The sequence below is a fragment of the Streptomyces sp. NPDC001443 genome (assembly GCF_053597355.1).
Window position 1 is genome coordinate 14,669 of record NZ_JBSFIA010000019.1, and the last position, 17,485, is coordinate 32,153.

Consider the following 17,485-nt stretch of genomic DNA (forward strand, 5'->3'; position numbering starts at 1 on the left):
CGTAGGCGCACCGGAGGGTGGGCAGAGGGCCGACGGAAAGGAGAACGCACACCGTGATCGTGGACTGTGCCGTCTACCGCGACGGGCGCCGGATCGAGCGTGCCGGGGACTTGTCCGACGTCCTGGACGAGGCGCGCGCCGCGGGCGGATTCGTCTGGATCGGGCTGCACCGGCCGTCCCAGGACGAGTTCGAGCTGGTCACCCGGGAGTTCGGGCTGCATCCGCTGGCGGTCGAGGACGCCCTGAAGGCCCACCAGCGGCCCAAACTGGAGGTGTACGACGACTCGCTGTTCCTGGTGCTGAAACCGGTCGTGTACGAGCCGCGCAGCGATGCCGTCTCCAGCGGCGAGGTCATGGTCTTCCTCGGGGACTCCTTCGTGGTGACCGTGCGGCACGGCGAGGGCTCGTCCCTGGCGGGTGTGCGGCACCGGCTGGAACAGGAGCCGAAGTTGCTGCGCAAGGGCCCCACGGCCGTGCTGTACGCGATCTCCGACGCGACCGTCGACCACTATCTGGAGGTGGCGGCCGAGCTCCAGACGGACCTGGAGGAGGTGGAGGCGGAGGTGTTCTCGCCCGACGGGGGCGGTTCGCGGCACACCGCGTCCCGTATCTACACCTTCAAGCGGCAGGTCCTGGAGTTCCGGCGGGCGACCGGGCCGCTGGCGCCGCCGCTGGTCAGGCTCTCGGGCACCGCTCAGTCCGGCACGCCGGTGCCGTTCGTGCACGAGGGGTCGCGGCCCTTCTTCCGTGACGTCAGCGATCACCTCACGCGCGTGAACGAGTCGGTGGAGGGTCTGGACCGGCTGGTCTCGGACGTGCTGTCGGCGCATCTGGCGCAGACGGGCGTGCGGCAGAACGACGACATGCGGAAGATCTCGGCGTGGGCCGCCATGGCGGCGATACCGACGATGCTCGCGGGGATCTACGGGATGAACTTCGACCACATGCCGGAGCTGCACTGGCTGTGGTCGTATCCGGCGGTGATCGCGGCGATGGCCGTACTGGAGGTGCTGCTGTACCGGACGTTCAAACGGCGGGGCTGGCTGTAGCGAGCGCGTCGCGCCGCAGGGGCGTCTCCAGGGAGACCATCCGCCGCCAGCCGGCGAGGCGCTCCCACGCGTAGACGGTGTGGATGCCGGCCGCCAGCGCCGCCGACTTGGCGGTCGGCCAGCGCAGGATGCGTCCCATGTGGGTCATGACGGCGAGGCTGACGTCCCGGTAGACGCGGATCTCGGCGAGCGCGCAGTCGCGCAGGGTCCGCTGGATGGCGGGGCCGTGGCCGGCCCGGGCGTACCGCAGCAGTTCCTCGTGGCAGTAGGCGAGGTGGTTGTCCTCGTCGTGGGAGATCAGCTTGACCGCGTGGCCGATGTCGGGGTGGTCGGCGAAGTGTCTGAGCAGCAGTTCCATCTGTTCGGAGGCGCGCTGCTCGGTGACCCGGCTGTGGGCGAGGTAGACGACGATGTCGCCCGCGGTCAGGGGTTCGTCGCTCCTGAGCCGGTCGTGGGCGAGGCCGATGCCGTGCCGTTCCAGGATCATGGTGTAGTCGGTGTCGGGCGGTACGGGGACGGGTTCGAGGCCTCGCCTGCGGATCAGGGCGTTGAAGATCCGGCCGTGTTTGTCCTCGTCGGCGCCATGGCGGGTGATCTTGGGGGCCATCCGTCGTTCGCTCTCCGGGACGAGTGCGGCGATCCGCGCGTTCTCCCAGCCGCCCTGGGCCTCGCCGCCGGCCGCGATGGAGCAGAAGAGCCGGAAGGACTCGTCGTCGTCGAGGATCTCCTGGAACAGGCTCTTGGCCGACAGCATGGCGCGCACCTCTCTGCCCGACTCGCCCAACTCCGCGGAATTCATACAGATTCCGCAAAATTCCGCAGAGAACGAGTCAAATGCGGAGCGCCGGGGCGCGCAACAGCAGTGCCGGGAAACTCGGCCGAAAGAAGGAGCACGGCGGTCACCGCAAAGGCGTAACCGCGCGGGCGGGCGGCGCGTTGTTCCCTGTGACGGCCGTGGCGGGGAAGACCCCCGAGCCCCCACCACGGCCGTGGTAACTTCCGGCGCCGCGCGGGCGCCGTCGGACAGGGCTCAGGCGAGCCCGGCGCGCTCCATGGCCTCGGTGCCGGCCCGCAGCGAGGCCAGCCGCTCGTCGAGGGTGAAGCCGGCCGGGGCGAGGGTCAGGGTGGTGACGCCGGCCGCCGCGTAGGCCTTCATCCGGTCCGCGATCCGCTCCACCGAGCCGAGCAGCGTGGTCCGGTCGATCAGGTCGTGCGGTACGGCGGCCGCGGCGCCCTGCTTGTCGCCGGACAGGTACTTGTCCTGGATCTCGGCGGCGGCCTGCTCGTATCCCATGCGCTGGGCGAGCTGGTTGTAGAAGTTCTGCTTCCGGCTGCCCATACCGCCTACGTACAGGGCGGTGTAGGGGCGGAAGGTGTCGGCGAGCCGCTCCACGTCCTTGTCGTCGCCGACGGCCAGCGGGAGGGTCGGGCAGACGTCGAACCCGTCGAGGGTCTTGCCGGCCTTCTCGCGCCCGGCGCGCAGGTAGGTGATCGCGGTGTCCTCGATGTGGTCGGCCGAGGGGAAGATCAGCAGGGCGCCGTCCGCGATCTCGCCGGTCTGTTCGAGGTTCTTCGGCCCGATGGCCGCGATGTACAGCGGGATGTGCTCGCGCTCCGGGTGCACGGTCAGCTTGATGGGCTTGCCGGGGCCGCCGGGCAGCGGCAGCGTCCAGTGCTCGCCCTCGTACGACAGCCGCTCCCGGGTCATCGCCTTGCGCACGATCTCGACGTACTCGCGGGTGCGGGCCAGCGGCTTGTCGAACTTGACGCCGTACCAGCCCTCGGAGACCTGCGGGCCGGACACGCCGAGGCCGAGCCGGAAGCGACCGCCCGACAGCGAGTCGAGGGTCGCCGCGGTCATCGCGGTCATCGCGGGCTGACGGGCCGGGATCTGGAAGATCGCCGAACCCACGTCGATGCGCTCGGTCTGGGCGGCGACCCAGGTGAGCACGGTGGCCGCGTCGGAGCCGTAGGCCTCGGCGGCCCAGCACACGGCGTAGCCGAGCCGGTCGGCCTCCTGCGCCACGGCGAGATTGTCCGCGTCCATCCCGGCGCCCCAGTAGCCGAGGTTGATCCCGAGCTGCATGCCAGATCCCCTTACCGCTCAGTAACGTCCCTTGTGCGGAGACCTTAGCGCGGGACCTTCCGAGGAGACGGGTGGGTGGGGCCGGGAGGCGGGTGGGACGCGTGTGACGAGGGTCCGGCGGGGCGGGCGTGGTGGGCGTGGCGGCGGCGGTGGGGCGAGTGGAGCGGGGCGTGTGGCACGTGGGGCGGGGCCGGTGGGGCGAGTGTGGTGGGTGAGACGGGAGGGTGCGGCGCGCGGGACGCGGGCCGACAGCGCGGACCGGTGCGGGGAGTTGGCCGGATCGATGGCCCGCACGGGGCTCCCGAAGTGCTCCGTTCCCATGAAATCGGTTATCCACAGGCAACCCACGCACCACCCCTGGCCAGTAATCTCGGCGTTCATGGAGCAGAGGCATCTCGGCCGGACCGGCCTGCGCGTGTCCCGCATCGGACTGGGCACCCTCACCTGGGGCAGGGACACCGACGAGCATGACGCCGCGGACCTCTTGAAGACGTTCTGGGAGGCCGGCGGCAGCCTCGTCGACACCGCGGACGTGTACGGCGACGGAGAGGCCGAGTACCTGCTCGGGCGGCTGATGGAGGGCCTGGTGCCGCGCCGTGACCTGGTCATCTCGACCAAGGCGGGCAGCGTGCCCGACCCCGACCGCCGGTTCGACGGCTCACGCGGCCATCTGCTCGCCGCACTGGACGCCTCGCTGGCCCGTCTCGGCACGGACTACGTCGACGTGTGGCACATCCACGCCTACGACCCCCACACCCCGATGGAGGAGACGCTCCAGGCGCTCGACCTGGCGGTCGGCAGCGGCCGGGCGCGGTACGCGGGCGTCTCCAACTTCTGCGGCTGGCAGCTCGCCAAGGCGGGGACCTGGCAGCTCGCGGCGCCCGGCACCCGCACCCGGCTGGCCAGCACGCAGCTGGAGTACTCGCTGCTCCAGCGAGGCGTGGAGCGCGAGGTGCTGCCCGCCGCCATGGACCTCGGGATAGGGCTGCTGCCGTCCTCGCCGCTCGGCCGCGGCGTCCTCACCGGCAAGTACCGCCACTCCACGCCCGCGGACTCGCGCGGCGCCTCCGAACACCTGGCGCCCTTCGTCGCGCCCTACCTCGACGACACCGCGAGCCGCATCGTCGACGCCGTGACGACCGCGGCGGACGGGCTCGCCGTGACCCCGCTCCAGATCGCCCTCGCCTGGGTCCGCGACCGGCCCGGAGTGACCGCCCCCATCATCGGCGCGCGCAACGCGCAGCAGCTCACGGCGGCACTGTCAGTGGAGGCCCTTACTCTTCCTGACGAGATCTGCCGGGCGCTCGACGACGTGTCGGCGCCCGTGCACCGCTATCCCGATCACGACTGGAGCACGCTGTGAGCACGGAACCGGAGACCACCAGGGACGCCGGGGCACCGACCACCGCAGACCCCGAGACCCAGGACGCCGGCGAGCCGTCGCCGGACACCGCGCAGGGCCGGGACGACAGCGCGGAGAGGGCCGGAGACGGCACCTCGGCCGCCACGGATGCCGACGGTGACGGCAGTGACGTGACGGGCGCGGACGGCTCGGGCGCGGAGGGCGAAGGGGAGGCCTCCGCGCAGCGGTCGGAGGCCGAGGCCGAGCTCGCGGCGCAACGACTGGAGCGGGAGCGGATCGAGCAGCGGAAGGCCGAGAAGCAGGGGCCCATCGCCAGCGGAGGCAAGCTGAGCGGGAAGGCCGCCGACCTGCTGGCGGCCGTGCGGGCGGTGGAGAGCGGTGAGAAGCCCGCCGCCGTGTTCGGTGGGCCCGAGCCCACCCCGCGCCGCGCCGCTCCGGAACCCGTCAGGCGCCCGCAACCGGTGGCCGTCACGGGCTCCGGCCCCGCTGCCGGCCCCGCTCCGCGGACCGTCGAGGCCGTACGGCGGGTGCTGGCCGAAGGCGGCGCGCCCGAGGCGCTGGCGCCCCAGGTCGGCGCGGCACTCGGCGAGGGCGCGCAGGACGAGCTGCGCGCCGATCCCTGGCAGCTGCTGCGGGTCGCGGGCGTGCGGCCCGAGCAGGCCGACGGGTTCGCGCGGGCGCTGCTCGGCGCGGACTGCCGTCCGGACGACGAACGGCGGGGCCGCGCGGTCACCGGCTGGCTGCTGGAGCAGGCGGCGCTGGCCGGACACACCGCCCTGGAGCTCGCGGCGCTCACCGCGGCGCTGGCCCGGCGTGGCGTGCCCGACGGCGACGCGACCGTGCAGAGCGCGCTCGCGGAGGGCGAGGCACTCGTCTTCCAGGACGCGCTGGAGGAGTCCCCGGCCGAGGCGGGGCGCCGGGAGGACCCGGCGGAGGACGGCGAGGAGGCGCAGCCGCGCCCGGTCCGGGTCCTGGTCGGCCTGGAGCGGTACGCGCTCGCCGAGGAGAGCCTCGCCGACGGTCTGGCCCGCGTGGTCAACGCCCTGCCCAAGGAAGCCGCCGCGGAGTGGGAGGCGGCCGCGTCCTCGGCGTCCGGCAGCGCGGCCGAGCTGATCCGCGCCGTCGCCGGACACGGTCTGGTGCTGCACACGGGCGGCGAGGCGGCCCGCGCCGAGCCGGCGGCCCTGATCGGCGCCGCCCGCGCCCTGGGCCTGCGTGCCGTCGCGGCCTGCCACACGGCCGACGGCCGCGATCGGCTCGCCGCCGCGCTCGCGGCGGCCGACGACGGTCCCGGAGCCGTCGGTGACGCGGGCGCCGGTGCCGGTGCGCCGGCCGCCCCCGACGTCGTCACCGTCGCCGGGCTGCTCTCCGGCGCCGAGGGTCCCGGGCGGGACCCGGAAGGGGCCCTGGAGCTCGACCTCCTGGTCCTGCTGGACGCACCGCAGCTCGATGTGGAGAGCGCGGCGATGGTGGTGGAGTCGCTGCCCGACGGAGCCCGGCTGGTGCTGAGCGGTGATCCGGCGGTGCTCTGGTCGGCCGGCCCCGGCCGGGTCTTCGCCGATCTGCTCGCCGCCCGCGTCTGTCCCCAGATCGCCTCGCGCACCCCGGACCCGGGTCCGCTCGGCGAGCTGGTCTCCGGCATCGGCATCGGTGAGCTGAACCAGGTGGACGCGCCCGGCAAGGAGATCGTGATCGTGCCGGTGCGGGACGCGGGCGAGGCCGTGCACCGGACCGTGCAGCTGGTCGCCGACTCGGTGCCGCGCGCCTTCGGCGTCCCCTCCGAACAGACGGTGGTGATCACTCCGGGGCACGGCGGCGCGGCGGGCACCCGCGCGCTCAACGTCGCGCTCAAGGAGCGGCTCAACCCCGGCCCCGGGCGGTTCGGCGGCTTCGACCCGGGTGACCGGGTCGTCCACTCCCCCGTGCCGGGGCGTGCGCTGCCGGCCCTGGTGGTGAAGGCCGACACGGAGGGGCTGCACCTGGAGTGCGCGGGCGAGCCCGTCGTCGTACCGAGGGACCGGGTGGAGCGGTCCGTGCGGCACGGGTGGGCGCTGACCGCGCACCAGGCGGTGGGCAGCCGGTGGCCCGCAGCGGTCGTGGTGCTGCCCGGCGATGCCGCACAGTCCCTCAGCCGGCCCTGGATCCACACGGCGTTCGGCCGGGCGGAGCGCCATCTGTCGGTGGTCCACGGCGTGGAACAGGCGCTGCCGAGGGCGGTCGCGGAGGTCCTGGCCAAGCCCCGCACGACGCGGCTGCCCACCCTGCTGCGCGCCCAGGTGCCCACGGCGCACTGACCCGGACCGAGCAGGCCTGCGGAGCGGAGACGACGGACGGCGGCGGTCGGGAGGTGATGCCTCCCGACCGCCGCCGTGACGACAGGCGCCCGCTCGGCCGCGCCGGGCGGCGATGCGACGACCGGTCCTAGCGGTCGGCCTCCAGCCGCTCCAGGTCCTCGTCGTCCTGGTCTTCGTCTTCGCTCTCGTCTTCGTCTTCGCCCACGTCCTCGTCCTCGTCCTCGTCCTCGGGCAGATCCGCGTCGGGATCGTCGTCGGTCACGTCCTCGTCCTCCGCCTCGTCCTCGACGTCGATGTCGATGTCGATGTCGTCGTCGAAGACCGCGCTGACGTCGAAGCGGCAGACCACCCGCTCCGGGTCCGCCTGCTCGAACGGGGCTTCCAGCCACTCTCCGGGGTCGGCCTGATCGTCCGCGGCCGTCACCCAGAGCGTGGAGTCGCCCTCCTCCAGCCCGAACTCCTTGTGCCGGGAGGCGATCTCGTCCGGCTCGAACTCGCCGAACAGGATGCCGAGCGCCCCGTGGACGGTGCCCGCGGCGTCTTCCCCCGTGCCCTCGCCGTCCTCGTACTCCGCCGCCTCGACCCGCTGGGCCTGCGCCAGCAGGCGCTGGGGCTCCGCCACGGCGTAGTCGCGGCGGATCAGCACGCTGATCGCGTTCGGCTCCGCGGGGCCCGTGTACGGCGGCAGTGAGTCGTCCGCACCGGGGATCTCGAAAGGCGTGACCTCGTCGTAGCGGTCGTAGAGCAGTTCGTCGTAGACCTCGGCGGCCGCGGCCAGCTCGTTGAACGCCTCGTAGACGGCCGGGTCGTCCTCTCCCGACCTGCGTTCGACCGCGGCCAGGTGGCGGTCGAGCGCGGTCTTGACCGCCTCGGCGGCGGCTCGTACCTCGGCAGCGGTGGGCTGCGCAGCATCAGACATAGTGCAGACGCTATCCGTACCGGGCCCCAGCCCGCACAATAGATGCGATGCCGGAATACGAATTTGTCGACGTGTACGTACCTCGCGGGGTCTCCCGCAAGGACGCCACGCGTCTGCTGACGGACCATGCCGAGTACGGAAACTGGGAGTTGGACCGCCTGAGTCTGTTGCGCGACGGCAGCCGCAGGGTGCGGTTGCGCCGACGGATCATCCGCCAGGTGCGCGCCACCTGGTGAGCTGAGGCGACGGAAAATCGGAGCGGGCCCCGCCTGAGGCGGGGCCCGCTCCGTTGGGTCGGCCGTCGGCCGCCGGGCTTGTGCCCTGGGTCGTCACGCCCAGGCACGTGCCTTGCGGTAGAGGACGGCGCCGGCCAGCAGCGCGCCCGCGCCGACCGGCAGGACGAGGCCCATCGGCAGCTCGGAGCCGGTGTGCGCGAGCTGTGCCGTGGAAGCGGCCGGGGTCACCGTCCGGGTGCCCTGCTCGTTGACGTGGGTGTCGGACCCGGGGGTCCGGCCCGTGCTCGTCGGGGTGGTCGGGTGCGCCGGGTTGCCCGGCCGCTCCGGCGTCCGGGGCGGCGTCGTACGGCCCGTGTCGCGCGGGGGCGTGGTGTCGTCCTCGCCGTAGCCGCCGGCGCAGTCGTTGCCGAAGACGGGATTCAGCAGCCCGATGACGTCCGCGCTGTTGCCGCAGGCGTTCACCGGCACGTCGATCGGCACCTGGACGTCGTTCCCGGAGCCCACACCGGGCGAACCGCCGGTGTGACCGCCGGCGTACGCGCCCCCGTGGCCGCGGTGGCCGTCACGATCGCCGTAGCCACCGCCGTGACCGCCGTAGCCACTGTCGTGCCCACCGTAACCGCCGTGACCACCCGAGTCGCCGTAGCCGCTGTCGTGACCACCGTAGCTGCTGTCGTGCCCACCGTAACCGCCGTGACCACCCGAGTCGCCGTAGCCGCTGTCGTGCCCACCGTAGCCGCCGTGACCACCCGAGTCGCCGTAGCCGCTGTCGTGCCCACCGTAGCCGCCATGACCACCCGAGTCGCCGTAGCCGCCGTGACCATCCGAGTCGTCGTGGCCGCCGTAGCCGCCGCGGCCGTCGTCGTCGTGGCCGCCGAAGCCGCCGTGGTCATGCCCACCGGAGCGGAAGGCGCCCCCGCCCTCGTTGGCGCATTTGTTGCCCATGGCCGGATTGAGGAGCCCGATCACGTCGATCGTGTTCCCGCATACGTTCACCGGAATGTTCACCGGTGCCTGGAACGTATTACCGGACAGGACGCCCGGAGAATTCGTGCTCGCGCCGCTCGCTCCCGAGTCGGCGTGGGCATAACCGCTGGCGGCCGCGATGGCTCCCGTCGCCGCCATCACGGTCATGAGGCCTTTCCGCGTGACCTCTCGCATGCTGAATCCCTGCCTTTGCCCTTTGACGTTGCCTGGAAAGGCCGAGCGGCCCCGGAGCGCATGGCGCGTGCTCCGGGACCGACGGCATGGACGACCCTCAGAAAGGCGACGTCAGTCGTTGACGCAGGTGTTGCCGAAGGCGGGGTTCAGCAGACCGATCACGTCGATCGTGTCACCGCAGACGTTCACCGGGACGTGCACGGGCACCTCGACGACGTTGCCGGACAGGACGCCCGGGGACTGCGCAGCCGCACCCTGGGCGCCGGAGTCGGCCACGGCCAGGCCCGCGCCCGCGAGAAGCAGCCCACCGGTGGCAGCCGCAGCAGCGACGACCTTCTTGATCATTATTCCTCCTTGTTGGCAATGCGATCCAAAACCACGGATCGCATCACCAGTAACGAGGCGACTCCGGCGAGGCTACGAGCTAATGAGACCATTCACTCTTCTCAGCGCTCACCGCACGCGTTGGCGAATTCCGCCGCGCGGTCCCGGCGGCGTATTCAGGACGCGTCGATGAAACGGTCGAGCACGCGCACGCCGAACTTCAGACCGTCCACGGGGACCCGCTCGTCGACGCCGTGGAACATGCCGGCGAAGTCCAGCTCCGGCGGCAGCTTCAGCGGCGCGAAGCCGAAGCCCCGGATGCCCAGGTCGTCGAAGGACTTGGCGTCCGTGCCCCCGGAGAGCATGTACGGGATCGCCTTGGCGGCCGGGTCCTCGGCCAGCAGCGCGGACTGCATGGCGTCCACGAGCGCCCCGTCGAAGGTGGTCTCGACCGCCTTGTCGGAGTGCACGTCCGTGCGCCGGACGTTCGGCCCGAGGATCCGGTCGAGGTCGGCGAGGAACTCCTCCTCGAAGCCGGGCAGGAAGCGCCCGTCGACGTGCGCGGTCGCCTCGCCCGGGATCACGTTGACCTTGTAGCCGGCGTTCAGCTGGGTGGGGTTGGCGGTGTTGCTCAGGGTCGCGCCGATGAGCTTGGCGATGCCGCCGAGCCGGGCGAGGGTGCCCTCCATGTCCTCGGGGTCGAGCTCGGTGCCGAGCGCGTCCCCGAGCTCGTCGAGGAAGGCCCGGGTGGTCTTGGTGACCCGCACCGGGAACTTGTGCCGGCCGAGCCGGGCGACGGCCTCGGACAGCTCGGTGATCGCGTTGTCCCGGTGGATCATCGAGCCGTGCCCGGCCGTGCCGGCCACGGTCAGCTTCATCCAGTGCATGCCCTTCTCGGCCGTCTGGATGAGGTAGAGGCGCCGCTGCTCGCTGACGGTGAAGGAGAACCCGCCCACCTCACTGATCGCCTCGGTGACACCGTCGAACAGGTCGGGGTGGCGGTCGACGAGGTACTTGGCACCGTACGTGCCGCCCGCCTCCTCGTCGGCGAGGAAGGCCAGGACGATGTCGCGGGGCGGTCGGCGCCCGCTGCGCAGCCGGTCCCGCACGACCGCGAGGGTCATCGCGTCCATGTCCTTCATGTCGACGGCCCCGCGGCCCCAGACGCACCCGTCCGCGACCTCGCCGGAGAAGGGGTGGTGGGTCCAGTCGGCCGCGTTGGCCGGTACGACGTCGGTGTGGCCGTGGATGAGCAGTGCGGGCCGCGTGGGGTCCTCGCCCTCGATGCGGGCCACGGTGGAGGCGCGTCCCGGGTGCGACTCGAAGATCCGCGGTTCGAGGCCGACCTCCGCGAGCTTCTCGGCGACGTACTCGGCCGCCTTGCGCTCACCCGGGCCCGAGTGGTCGCCGTAGTTGCTGGTGTCGATCCGGATCAGCTCGCGGCAGAGGTCGACGACCTCGTCCTCGCCGGTGACACCCTTGGCCGTGTCCGTCTGGCTCACGCTGCTTCCTCCCGCTGACACTGCTGGTGGTTGCCCTCATCCTCCCTCTCCCGGGACCGGGACCCAAGGCCGGTCCCGGTCCGTCACACGCCGTTCACGCCGGGAGCGCTGCCGCCGGACCACCTGTGATCGGCCACCCCCGAAAGCCTGGTAATGTTTACGACGTCGCCGCGGGGAAGACCCCGCACGACAGACACCTTGTCCGGGTGGCGGAATGGCAGACGCGCTAGCTTGAGGTGCTAGTGCCCTTTATCGGGCGTGGGGGTTCAAGTCCCCCCTCGGACACCAGCCGAATCCCCCGGCCGCTCAGCGGCCGGGGGATTCGTCGTTTCCGGCCCCACCGGCACCACCGCGTCGACGGCCCTGCGCGGCAACGCGGTCACGCGTCCACTCCACGGTCCGGAATTCACCCCTGCGGGGGTGTCCCGAAGTCGGGCCGCGTGGACTCTTATGGGGTGGCGGGCCTCCCCGCCGCGACGGTGGTCCGTGCCGTCACCGACGAGCGGAGGAGAGTCCCGATGCCCACGATTCCCTGGCTGTCCGGCGCCGACCGGAACGCGGTGGCCCCCGAGGGCGCCCCGGGCCTGCCCCTGGTCATGGCCTCCCGGCTGGAACTGCGGTCGCTGTGGTCCGTGCCCAGGTTCTTCCTGCTGTCGCTCGTCGTCCTCCAGCAGGTCAGGCGCTCTCCGGGGCTGATCGGCACCTCGCTGCGGGCGGAGCCGCTGAAGCGGACCTTCTGGACGCTGTCGGCATGGCGGGACCAGGAGGCCCTGAACACCTTCGACCGCACCGACCCGCACGCGAAGAACGTGCGCCGACTGCGTCCGGGGATGAAGAGTTCGGTGTTCGTGCTCTGGAGCACCGAGCGGGACCGGCTCCCGGTCACCTGGGACGAGGCGGAGCGGCGGCTGGACGAGCAGGTGAACAAGGAGACACAGGGGACATGAGCCCGGTTTCGGTCGAGTTCGGGCGCCGCTCGCCCCGACAGCCGGGGCTCGCCGGGCAGTTGTGTGGGCCATCTCTCCCCGCCCCGGAAAATCCGCAGGTCAGGCCGGGTTCCCATACTCTGCGTACCCCCTCGATCGCCCCCCGTTCGGCCCTCCCCGGTGGCTGGAGCAGGGCCGCGAACCTAGCGTCGTACTACCATTTCCGGCTTGTTACGGTGCCGAGCTGGACAACCCCAGGCACACCTGCGGGCCCGTCGGCGCCCCGGATGCTTCCGGGATTCGAGACGCGAGGACCGATGGCAGCCATGAACGAGAGCGGTGCTCTCGGCCTGCTCGACGACGAGATCCGCGTACCTGACGGGGCACGCTTCTCCGGGGGCCCGGCCGCCGGCGCGCGCACCCTCGTCGACATCTTCGACGCCAGCGTGCGCTCGCACCCGGACGAGCCCGCCCTGGACGACGGCACGACCCGCCTGACCTACCGGGCGCTCGCCGGGGAGGTGGAGCGGCTGCGCCGTCGGCTCGCCGACGCCGGGGTCGGCCTCGGTGACCGCGTCGGTGTCCGCGTGCCCTCCGGCACCAACGACCTGTATGTCGCGATCCTCGCCGTCCTCGCGGCCGGCGCCGCCTATGTCCCGGTGGACTTCGAGGACCCGGACGAGCGGGCCGAGCTGGTCTTCGGCGAGGCGCGGGTGCGTGCGGTCGTCGGCGCCGGGCACGAGCTCGCCCTGGACCGCGGTGCCCGCACCCCGGCGGCCCGTCCCGGTACCGGGCACGACGCGTGGATCATCTTCACCTCCGGCTCCACCGGCAAGCCCAAGGGCGTCGCCGTCAGCCACCGCAGCGCCGCGGCCTTCGTGGACGCGGAGGCCGCGCTCTTCCTCACCGACGAGCCGATCGGGCCCGGTGACCGGGTCATGGCGGGGCTGTCGGTCGCGTTCGACGCGTCCTGCGAGGAGATGTGGCTGGCCTGGCGGTACGGCGCCTGTCTGGTGCCGGTCCCCCGCTCCCAGGTCCGCAGCGGCGCCGATCTCGGCCCCTGGCTGGTCGAGCAGGAGATCACGGTCGTCTCCACGGTGCCGACGCTGGCCGCGCTGTGGGAGCCGGAGACCCTCAACGACGTACGGCTGCTGATCTTCGGCGGGGAGGCCTGCCCCCCCGAGCTGGTGCAGCGGCTGGTGACGGAGGGCCGCGAGGTCTGGAACACCTACGGGCCGACCGAGGCGACCGTGGTGGCCTGCGCGGCCCTGATGTCCGGTTCCGTCGAGGAGCCGGTGCGGATCGGGCTGCCGCTGCGCGGCTGGGAGCTGGCGGTCGTCGACGAGGCCGGTGAGCCGGTGCCGATGGGCGGCAGCGGGCAGCTGGTGATCGGCGGGATCGGACTCGCCCGTTACCTCGACGCCGACAAGGACGCGGAGAAGTACGCGCCGCTGCCGTCGCTGGGCTGGGAGCGGGCGTACCGCAGCGGCGACCTGGTGCGCGCCGACCCGCAGGGACTGGTGTTCCTGGGGCGGGCCGACGAGCAGATCAAGCTCGGCGGGCGCCGGATCGAGCTCGGCGAGGTCGACGCGGCCCTCCAGGCCCTGCCCGGCGTCGCGGGCGCGGCCGCCGCCGTGCGCACCGCCCGCAGCGGCAACCAGCTGCTGGTCGGCTATGTAGTCACCCAGGACGGCTGGGACCAGGCGGCGGCCGTGGAGCGGCTGCGCGCCGAGTTGCCGGCCGCTCTGGTGCCCCTGCTCGCCCCGGTCGCCGACCTGCCGACGCGTACCTCGGGCAAGGTGGACCGCAACGCGCTGCCCTGGCCCCTGGAGGGTCTGGAGACCGGCGGCGCGGCCGAGCGGCTGCACGGCACCGAGGCCTGGCTCGCCGAGCAGTGGACGGCCGTGCTCGGCATCCCGGTGACCGGGCCCGGCGACGACTTCTTCGCGATCGGCGGCAGCAGCCTCGCCGCCGCCCAGCTCACCACCCGGCTGCGCGAGCGCTGTCCGGAGGCCGCGGTCCTCGACATCTACCAGCGGCCGACCCTGCGCAAGCTGGCGCAGCGGCTGGAGGCCTCCGCGCAGCGGACCGGCGAGAGCCGTACGGTCGCGCCGGTGCCGGTGCGCGCCCGGCTGGTCCAGCTGCTCCTGCTGGTTCCGCTGTTCACCCTGCTCGGGCTGCGCTGGACGGTGGTGCTGGCCGCGTTCGGCAACGTGCTGAGCGGCTACGCCTGGCTGCCGACCGCGCCGTGGTGGCTGGTGGTGGCCGGCGCCGTGCTGTTCTTCAGTCCGCCGGGCCGTCTCGCGCTCGCCGCGGGCGGGGCGCGGCTGCTGCTGCGGGGGGTGAAGCCCGGCCGTCATCCGCGTGGCGGCAGCGTCCATCTGCGGTTGTGGACCGCCGAGCGGCTGGCCGAGTACACCGGGGCGACCTCGCTGACCGGGTCCTGGCTGGAGCGCTACGCCCGGGCGCTGGGCGCCAGGATCGGCCCGGACGTCGACCTGCACTCGCTGCCGCCGGTGACCGGCCTGCTCAAGCTGGGCCGGGGCGCGGCCGTGGAGTCCGAGGTCGACCTGTCGGGGTACTGGCTGGACGGCGACCGGCTGGAGATCGGTCCCGTGAAGGTGGGCGCGCACGCCGTGGTCGGCACGCGCAGCATCCTGTTCCCCGGGGCCCGGGTGGGCAAGCGGGCCGAGGTCGCCCCCGGTTCCGCCGTCACCGGGCAGGTCCCGACCGGGCAGCGCTGGGCGGGTGCGCCCGCGGTCAAGCTCGGCAAGGCCAAGCGCAACTGGCCCAAGGACCGTCCGCCGCGGGGGCGTTTCTGGCGGACGATGTACGGGGTGTCGGGCGCCGGGCTCACCCTGCTGCCGGTGGTGTCGGCGGGCGCCGCGCTGCTGGTCGTGCGGCGGTTCGTCGAGCCGGGCACGGGGCTCGGCGCGGCCCTGCGGGGCGCCGCGCTCGCGCTGGTCCCGGCGACGCTGGCCTACGGTCTGGCGTACGCGCTGCTGCTCCTGGTCGCCGTACGGCTGCTGAGCCTGGGGCTGCGCGAGGGCACGCATCCGACGCACAGCAGGGTCGGCTGGCAGGCCTGGACCGTCACCCAGCTGATGGACCGCTCCCGCGAGACGCTCTTCCCGCTGTACGCCGGGCTGGCCACGCCGGTGTGGCTGCGGCTGCTGGGGATGCGCGTCGGCCGGGGTGCCGAGGTGTCCACGGTGCTGGCGCTGCCCAGTCTGACCACGGTCGGGGAGGGCGCGTTCCTCGCCGACGACACGCTGACGGCGCCGTACGAACTGGGCGGCGGCTGGGTGCGGATCGGACGCGCGGAGATCGGGCGGCGGGCCTTCCTCGGCAACTCGGGGATGACCGCGCCGGGCCGGTCGGTGCCGGACGGCGGTCTGGTCGGTGTGCTGTCGGCGACCCCGAAGAAGGCCAAGAAGGGCAGCTCGTACCTGGGGCTGCCGCCGGTGAAACTGCCGCGTTCGGCGGCCGACTTCGACCAGGACCGCACGTACGACCCGCCGGCCCGGCTGCTGTGGGCGCGCGGTCTGGTGGAGCTGTGCCGGCTGGTGCCGGTGTTCTGTTCCGCGGCGCTGGCCGTGGGCACGGTGGCGGCGCTGTGCGCGCTGGGCCCCTGGGCCGCGCCGTTGTCGGGGCTGGTGCTGCTGGCCACGGGGGCGGTCGCGGCGGTGGTGTCGCTGGCCGCCAAGTGGCTGCTGGTGGGCCGGCACCGCAGCGGGGAGCATCCGCTGTGGAGCGGGTTCGTCTGGCGCAACGAGCTGGCGGACACGTTCGTCGAGGTCGTGGCCGTGCCCTGGCTGGTAGGCGCCGTTCCGGGCACGCCGGTGACGACGGCGTGGCTGCGCGGTCTTGGCGCGCGCATCGGCCGCGGGGTCTGGGTGGAGAGCTACTGGCTGCCCGAGACCGACCTGGTGACCTTGGAGGACGCGGCCACCGTGAACCGCGGCTGTGTGCTCCAGACCCACCTTTTTCACGATCGGATCTTGCGGACGGGTACGGTGGTCCTCCGCCAGGGCGCCACCCTGGGTCCTGGCGGGATCGTGCTGCCCGGCAGCACGATCGGGGCCCGCACCACCCTGGGTCCCGCGTCGCTCGTCATGGCCGCGGAGTCCGTCCCGGACGACACCCGCTGGCTGGGCAACCCGATCGAGGCCTGGCGTACCTGAGCGCCGGCCGTTCGGACCCGGTGGGCGGGGCAGCACCGGCACGGCGGACAGCACAGCGCAGGGAGCGGACACGGCAGTGGCAGTACAGCAGTCAGTGGGCCCGGACCCGTACTTCCCGGCCAACGGCGACCCCCGCTACCGGGTGCACCGCTACGAGCTCGCCCTGGACTACCGTCCCGGGCCGAACCGGCTGACGGGCACGGCCCGGATCAACGCCATAGCCGGGCGGGCGGCGCTGCCGGAGTTCCAGCTCAACCTGGCCGACTTCAGGATCGGCCGGGTGCGGGTGGACGGGCGGCAGCCGCACTACACCCACCGGGGCGACCGGCTGCGCATCCGTCCCGCCAAGCCGGTCCGGCCGGGCGCCGCCTTCACGGTGGAGGTGCAGTGGTCCGGCAATCCCAAGCCGGTGGCCAGCCCGTGGGGCGGGCTCGGCTGGGAGGAGCTGACGGACGGGGCGCTGGTGGCCAGCCAGCCGGTCGGGGCGCCGTCCTGGTACCCGTGCAACGACCGTCCCGCCGACAAGGCGTCGTACCAGATCTCCGTGACCACACCGTCCTCGTACGCCGTGGTCGCGGGCGGGCGGCTGCTCACCCGCACCACGAAGGCCTCGACGACCACCTGGGTCTACGAGCAGTCCGCGCCGACCTCCAGCTATCTGGTCGGGCTGGCGATCGGCAAGTACCAGACGGTGCTGCTGGGCGACCCGGGGCTCGGCGGTGTGCCGCAGCACGGGCACATCCCGGCGCATCTGCTGCCCGCCTTCTCCCGGGACTTCGCGCGCCAGCCGATGATGATGGAGATGTTCCAGCGGCTGTTCGGGCCGTACCCGTTCGACGAGTACGCGGTCGTCGTGACGGAGGAGGAACTCGATGTGCCGGTCGAGGCGCAGGGGTTGTCGCTGTTCGGGGCCAACCACGTGGACGGGGCGCGGGGTTCGGAGCGGCTGGTGGCGCACGAGCTGGCGCACCAGTGGTTCGGCAACAGCGTGTCCATCGCCGACTGGCGGCACATCTGGCTGAACGAGGGCTTCGCGAAGTACGCCGAGTGGCTGTGGTCGGAGCGCTCGGGCGGTCGCAGCGCGCAGCAACTCGCGGCCGCTGCGCACCGGTTGGTGTCGTCGCTGCCGCAGGACCTGCGGTTGGCCGATCCGGGGCGCAAGTCGATGTTCGACGACCGTCTCTACGAACGCGGCGGGCTCGCCGTGCACGCGGTGCGGTGTGCGCTGGGCGACGACGCGTTCTTCCGGATGCTGCGCGGCTGGACCCTGTTGCACCGGGGCGGGGCGGTGACGACGGCGACGTTCGCCGCGCACGCGGCACGCTTCGCGTCGGAGCCGCTGGACGAGATCCTGGACGCCTGGGTGTACGGGACGCAGTTGCCGCCGTTGCCCACGCAGTCCATGCCTCCGATGCCGCTGGCGCCGCCCAATCCGTAGGCG

13 protein-coding genes and 1 tRNA gene are annotated in these 17,485 nt (G+C 72.9%); 8 read left to right on the forward strand and 6 right to left on the reverse strand.

Features of this window, described 5'->3' with window-relative positions; translation table 11 throughout:
• Positions 1–53 precede the first annotated feature (53 nt).
• The gene (locus tag ACWC24_RS20550) at positions 54–1,049 is read left to right on the forward strand and encodes a magnesium and cobalt transport protein CorA (RefSeq protein WP_450664267.1); all 996 of its coding nucleotides are present in this window, start codon (positions 54–56) and stop codon (positions 1,047–1,049) included.
• Here the strand turns inward: ACWC24_RS20550 and ACWC24_RS20555 are convergent.
• Positions 1,027–1,803 (reverse strand): ferritin-like domain-containing protein, encoded by a 777-nt coding sequence (locus ACWC24_RS20555; protein WP_450664268.1) that lies wholly within the window; start codon positions 1,801–1,803, stop codon positions 1,027–1,029. The two genes, ACWC24_RS20550 and ACWC24_RS20555, sit on opposite strands and share 23 nt — an antisense overlap.
• 276 nt (positions 1,804–2,079) lie before the next feature.
• Positions 2,080–3,135, reverse strand: a complete 1,056-nt coding sequence (locus tag ACWC24_RS20560; RefSeq protein WP_152892662.1) for an LLM class F420-dependent oxidoreductase — start codon at positions 3,133–3,135, stop codon at positions 2,080–2,082.
• 379 nt (positions 3,136–3,514) lie between these two features.
• Here ACWC24_RS20560 and ACWC24_RS20565 point away from each other — a divergent pair, with 379 nt between their 5' ends.
• Positions 3,515–4,498, forward strand: coding sequence for an aldo/keto reductase (locus ACWC24_RS20565; RefSeq protein ID WP_450664269.1), 984 nt, complete (start codon positions 3,515–3,517; stop codon positions 4,496–4,498).
• A complete protein-coding gene (locus tag ACWC24_RS20570; RefSeq protein WP_450664270.1) occupies positions 4,495–6,792 on the forward strand; it encodes a helix-hairpin-helix domain-containing protein in 2,298 nt (765 codons plus the stop codon). The genes ACWC24_RS20565 and ACWC24_RS20570 overlap by 4 nt, the downstream gene beginning before the upstream one ends.
• A 127-nt stretch (positions 6,793–6,919) precedes the next feature.
• On the opposite strand, the gene ACWC24_RS20575 is transcribed toward ACWC24_RS20570, so the two are convergent.
• The gene (locus tag ACWC24_RS20575) at positions 6,920–7,711 is read right to left on the reverse strand and encodes a hypothetical protein (RefSeq protein ID WP_450664271.1); all 792 of its coding nucleotides are present in this window, start codon (positions 7,709–7,711) and stop codon (positions 6,920–6,922) included.
• Positions 7,712–7,758: 47 nt separating this feature from the next.
• On the opposite strand from ACWC24_RS20575, the gene ACWC24_RS20580 reads away from it, so the two are divergent.
• Positions 7,759–7,947, forward strand: a complete 189-nt coding sequence (locus tag ACWC24_RS20580; RefSeq protein WP_152892666.1) for a DUF5703 family protein — start codon at positions 7,759–7,761, stop codon at positions 7,945–7,947.
• Positions 7,948–8,040: 93 nt separating this feature from the next.
• Here the strand turns inward: ACWC24_RS20580 and ACWC24_RS20585 are convergent, their stop codons facing one another.
• From ACWC24_RS20585 to ACWC24_RS20595, 3 genes are all read right to left on the reverse strand, one after another.
• Positions 8,041–9,108, reverse strand: coding sequence for a chaplin family protein (locus ACWC24_RS20585; protein ID WP_450664272.1), 1,068 nt, complete (start codon positions 9,106–9,108; stop codon positions 8,041–8,043).
• A gap of 111 nt (positions 9,109–9,219) precedes the next feature.
• Positions 9,220–9,453, reverse strand: a complete 234-nt coding sequence (gene chpH, locus ACWC24_RS20590) for a chaplin ChpH (protein ID WP_450664273.1) — start codon at positions 9,451–9,453, stop codon at positions 9,220–9,222.
• Positions 9,454–9,608: 155 nt separating this feature from the next.
• Positions 9,609–10,934: a M20/M25/M40 family metallo-hydrolase gene (locus ACWC24_RS20595; protein ID WP_162469206.1), complete on the reverse strand. Its 1,326-nt coding sequence runs from the start codon at positions 10,932–10,934 to the stop codon at positions 9,609–9,611.
• Between the two features lie 200 nt (positions 10,935–11,134).
• Here ACWC24_RS20595 and ACWC24_RS20600 point away from each other — a divergent pair.
• The 4 genes from ACWC24_RS20600 (at position 11,135) to ACWC24_RS20615 (ending at position 17,482) form a co-directional block, all read left to right on the forward strand.
• Positions 11,135–11,222, forward strand: a tRNA-Leu gene (locus ACWC24_RS20600).
• A 230-nt stretch (positions 11,223–11,452) separates the two neighbouring features.
• Positions 11,453–11,881: a DUF3291 domain-containing protein gene (locus tag ACWC24_RS20605; protein WP_450664274.1), complete on the forward strand. Its 429-nt coding sequence runs from the start codon at positions 11,453–11,455 to the stop codon at positions 11,879–11,881.
• 296 nt (positions 11,882–12,177) lie between these two features.
• A complete protein-coding gene (locus tag ACWC24_RS20610) occupies positions 12,178–16,044 on the forward strand; it encodes a Pls/PosA family non-ribosomal peptide synthetase (protein WP_450664275.1) in 3,867 nt (1,288 codons plus the stop codon).
• 76 nt (positions 16,045–16,120) lie between these two features.
• Positions 16,121–17,482 (forward strand): M1 family metallopeptidase, encoded by a 1,362-nt coding sequence (locus ACWC24_RS20615; protein ID WP_450664276.1) that lies wholly within the window; start codon positions 16,121–16,123, stop codon positions 17,480–17,482.
• The last annotated feature ends 3 nt before the right edge of the window (positions 17,483–17,485 follow it).

Coding starts and splice junctions, on each gene's coding strand:
- ACWC24_RS20555 (WP_450664268.1), bottom strand. CDS start 1,803: ATGCTGTCGGCCAAGAGCCTGTTCCAGGAGATCCTCGACGACGACGAG.
- ACWC24_RS20560 (WP_152892662.1), bottom strand. CDS start 3,135: ATGCAGCTCGGGATCAACCTCGGCTACTGGGGCGCCGGGATGGACGCG.
- ACWC24_RS20565 (WP_450664269.1), top strand. CDS start 3,515: ATGGAGCAGAGGCATCTCGGCCGGACCGGCCTGCGCGTGTCCCGCATC.
- ACWC24_RS20575 (WP_450664271.1), bottom strand. CDS start 7,711: ATGTCTGATGCTGCGCAGCCCACCGCTGCCGAGGTACGAGCCGCCGCC.
- ACWC24_RS20580 (WP_152892666.1), top strand. CDS start 7,759: ATGCCGGAATACGAATTTGTCGACGTGTACGTACCTCGCGGGGTCTCC.
- ACWC24_RS20585 (WP_450664272.1), bottom strand. CDS start 9,108: ATGCGAGAGGTCACGCGGAAAGGCCTCATGACCGTGATGGCGGCGACG.
- chpH (WP_450664273.1), bottom strand. CDS start 9,453: ATGATCAAGAAGGTCGTCGCTGCTGCGGCTGCCACCGGTGGGCTGCTT.
- ACWC24_RS20605 (WP_450664274.1), top strand. CDS start 11,453: ATGCCCACGATTCCCTGGCTGTCCGGCGCCGACCGGAACGCGGTGGCC.
- ACWC24_RS20610 (WP_450664275.1), top strand. CDS start 12,178: ATGGCAGCCATGAACGAGAGCGGTGCTCTCGGCCTGCTCGACGACGAG.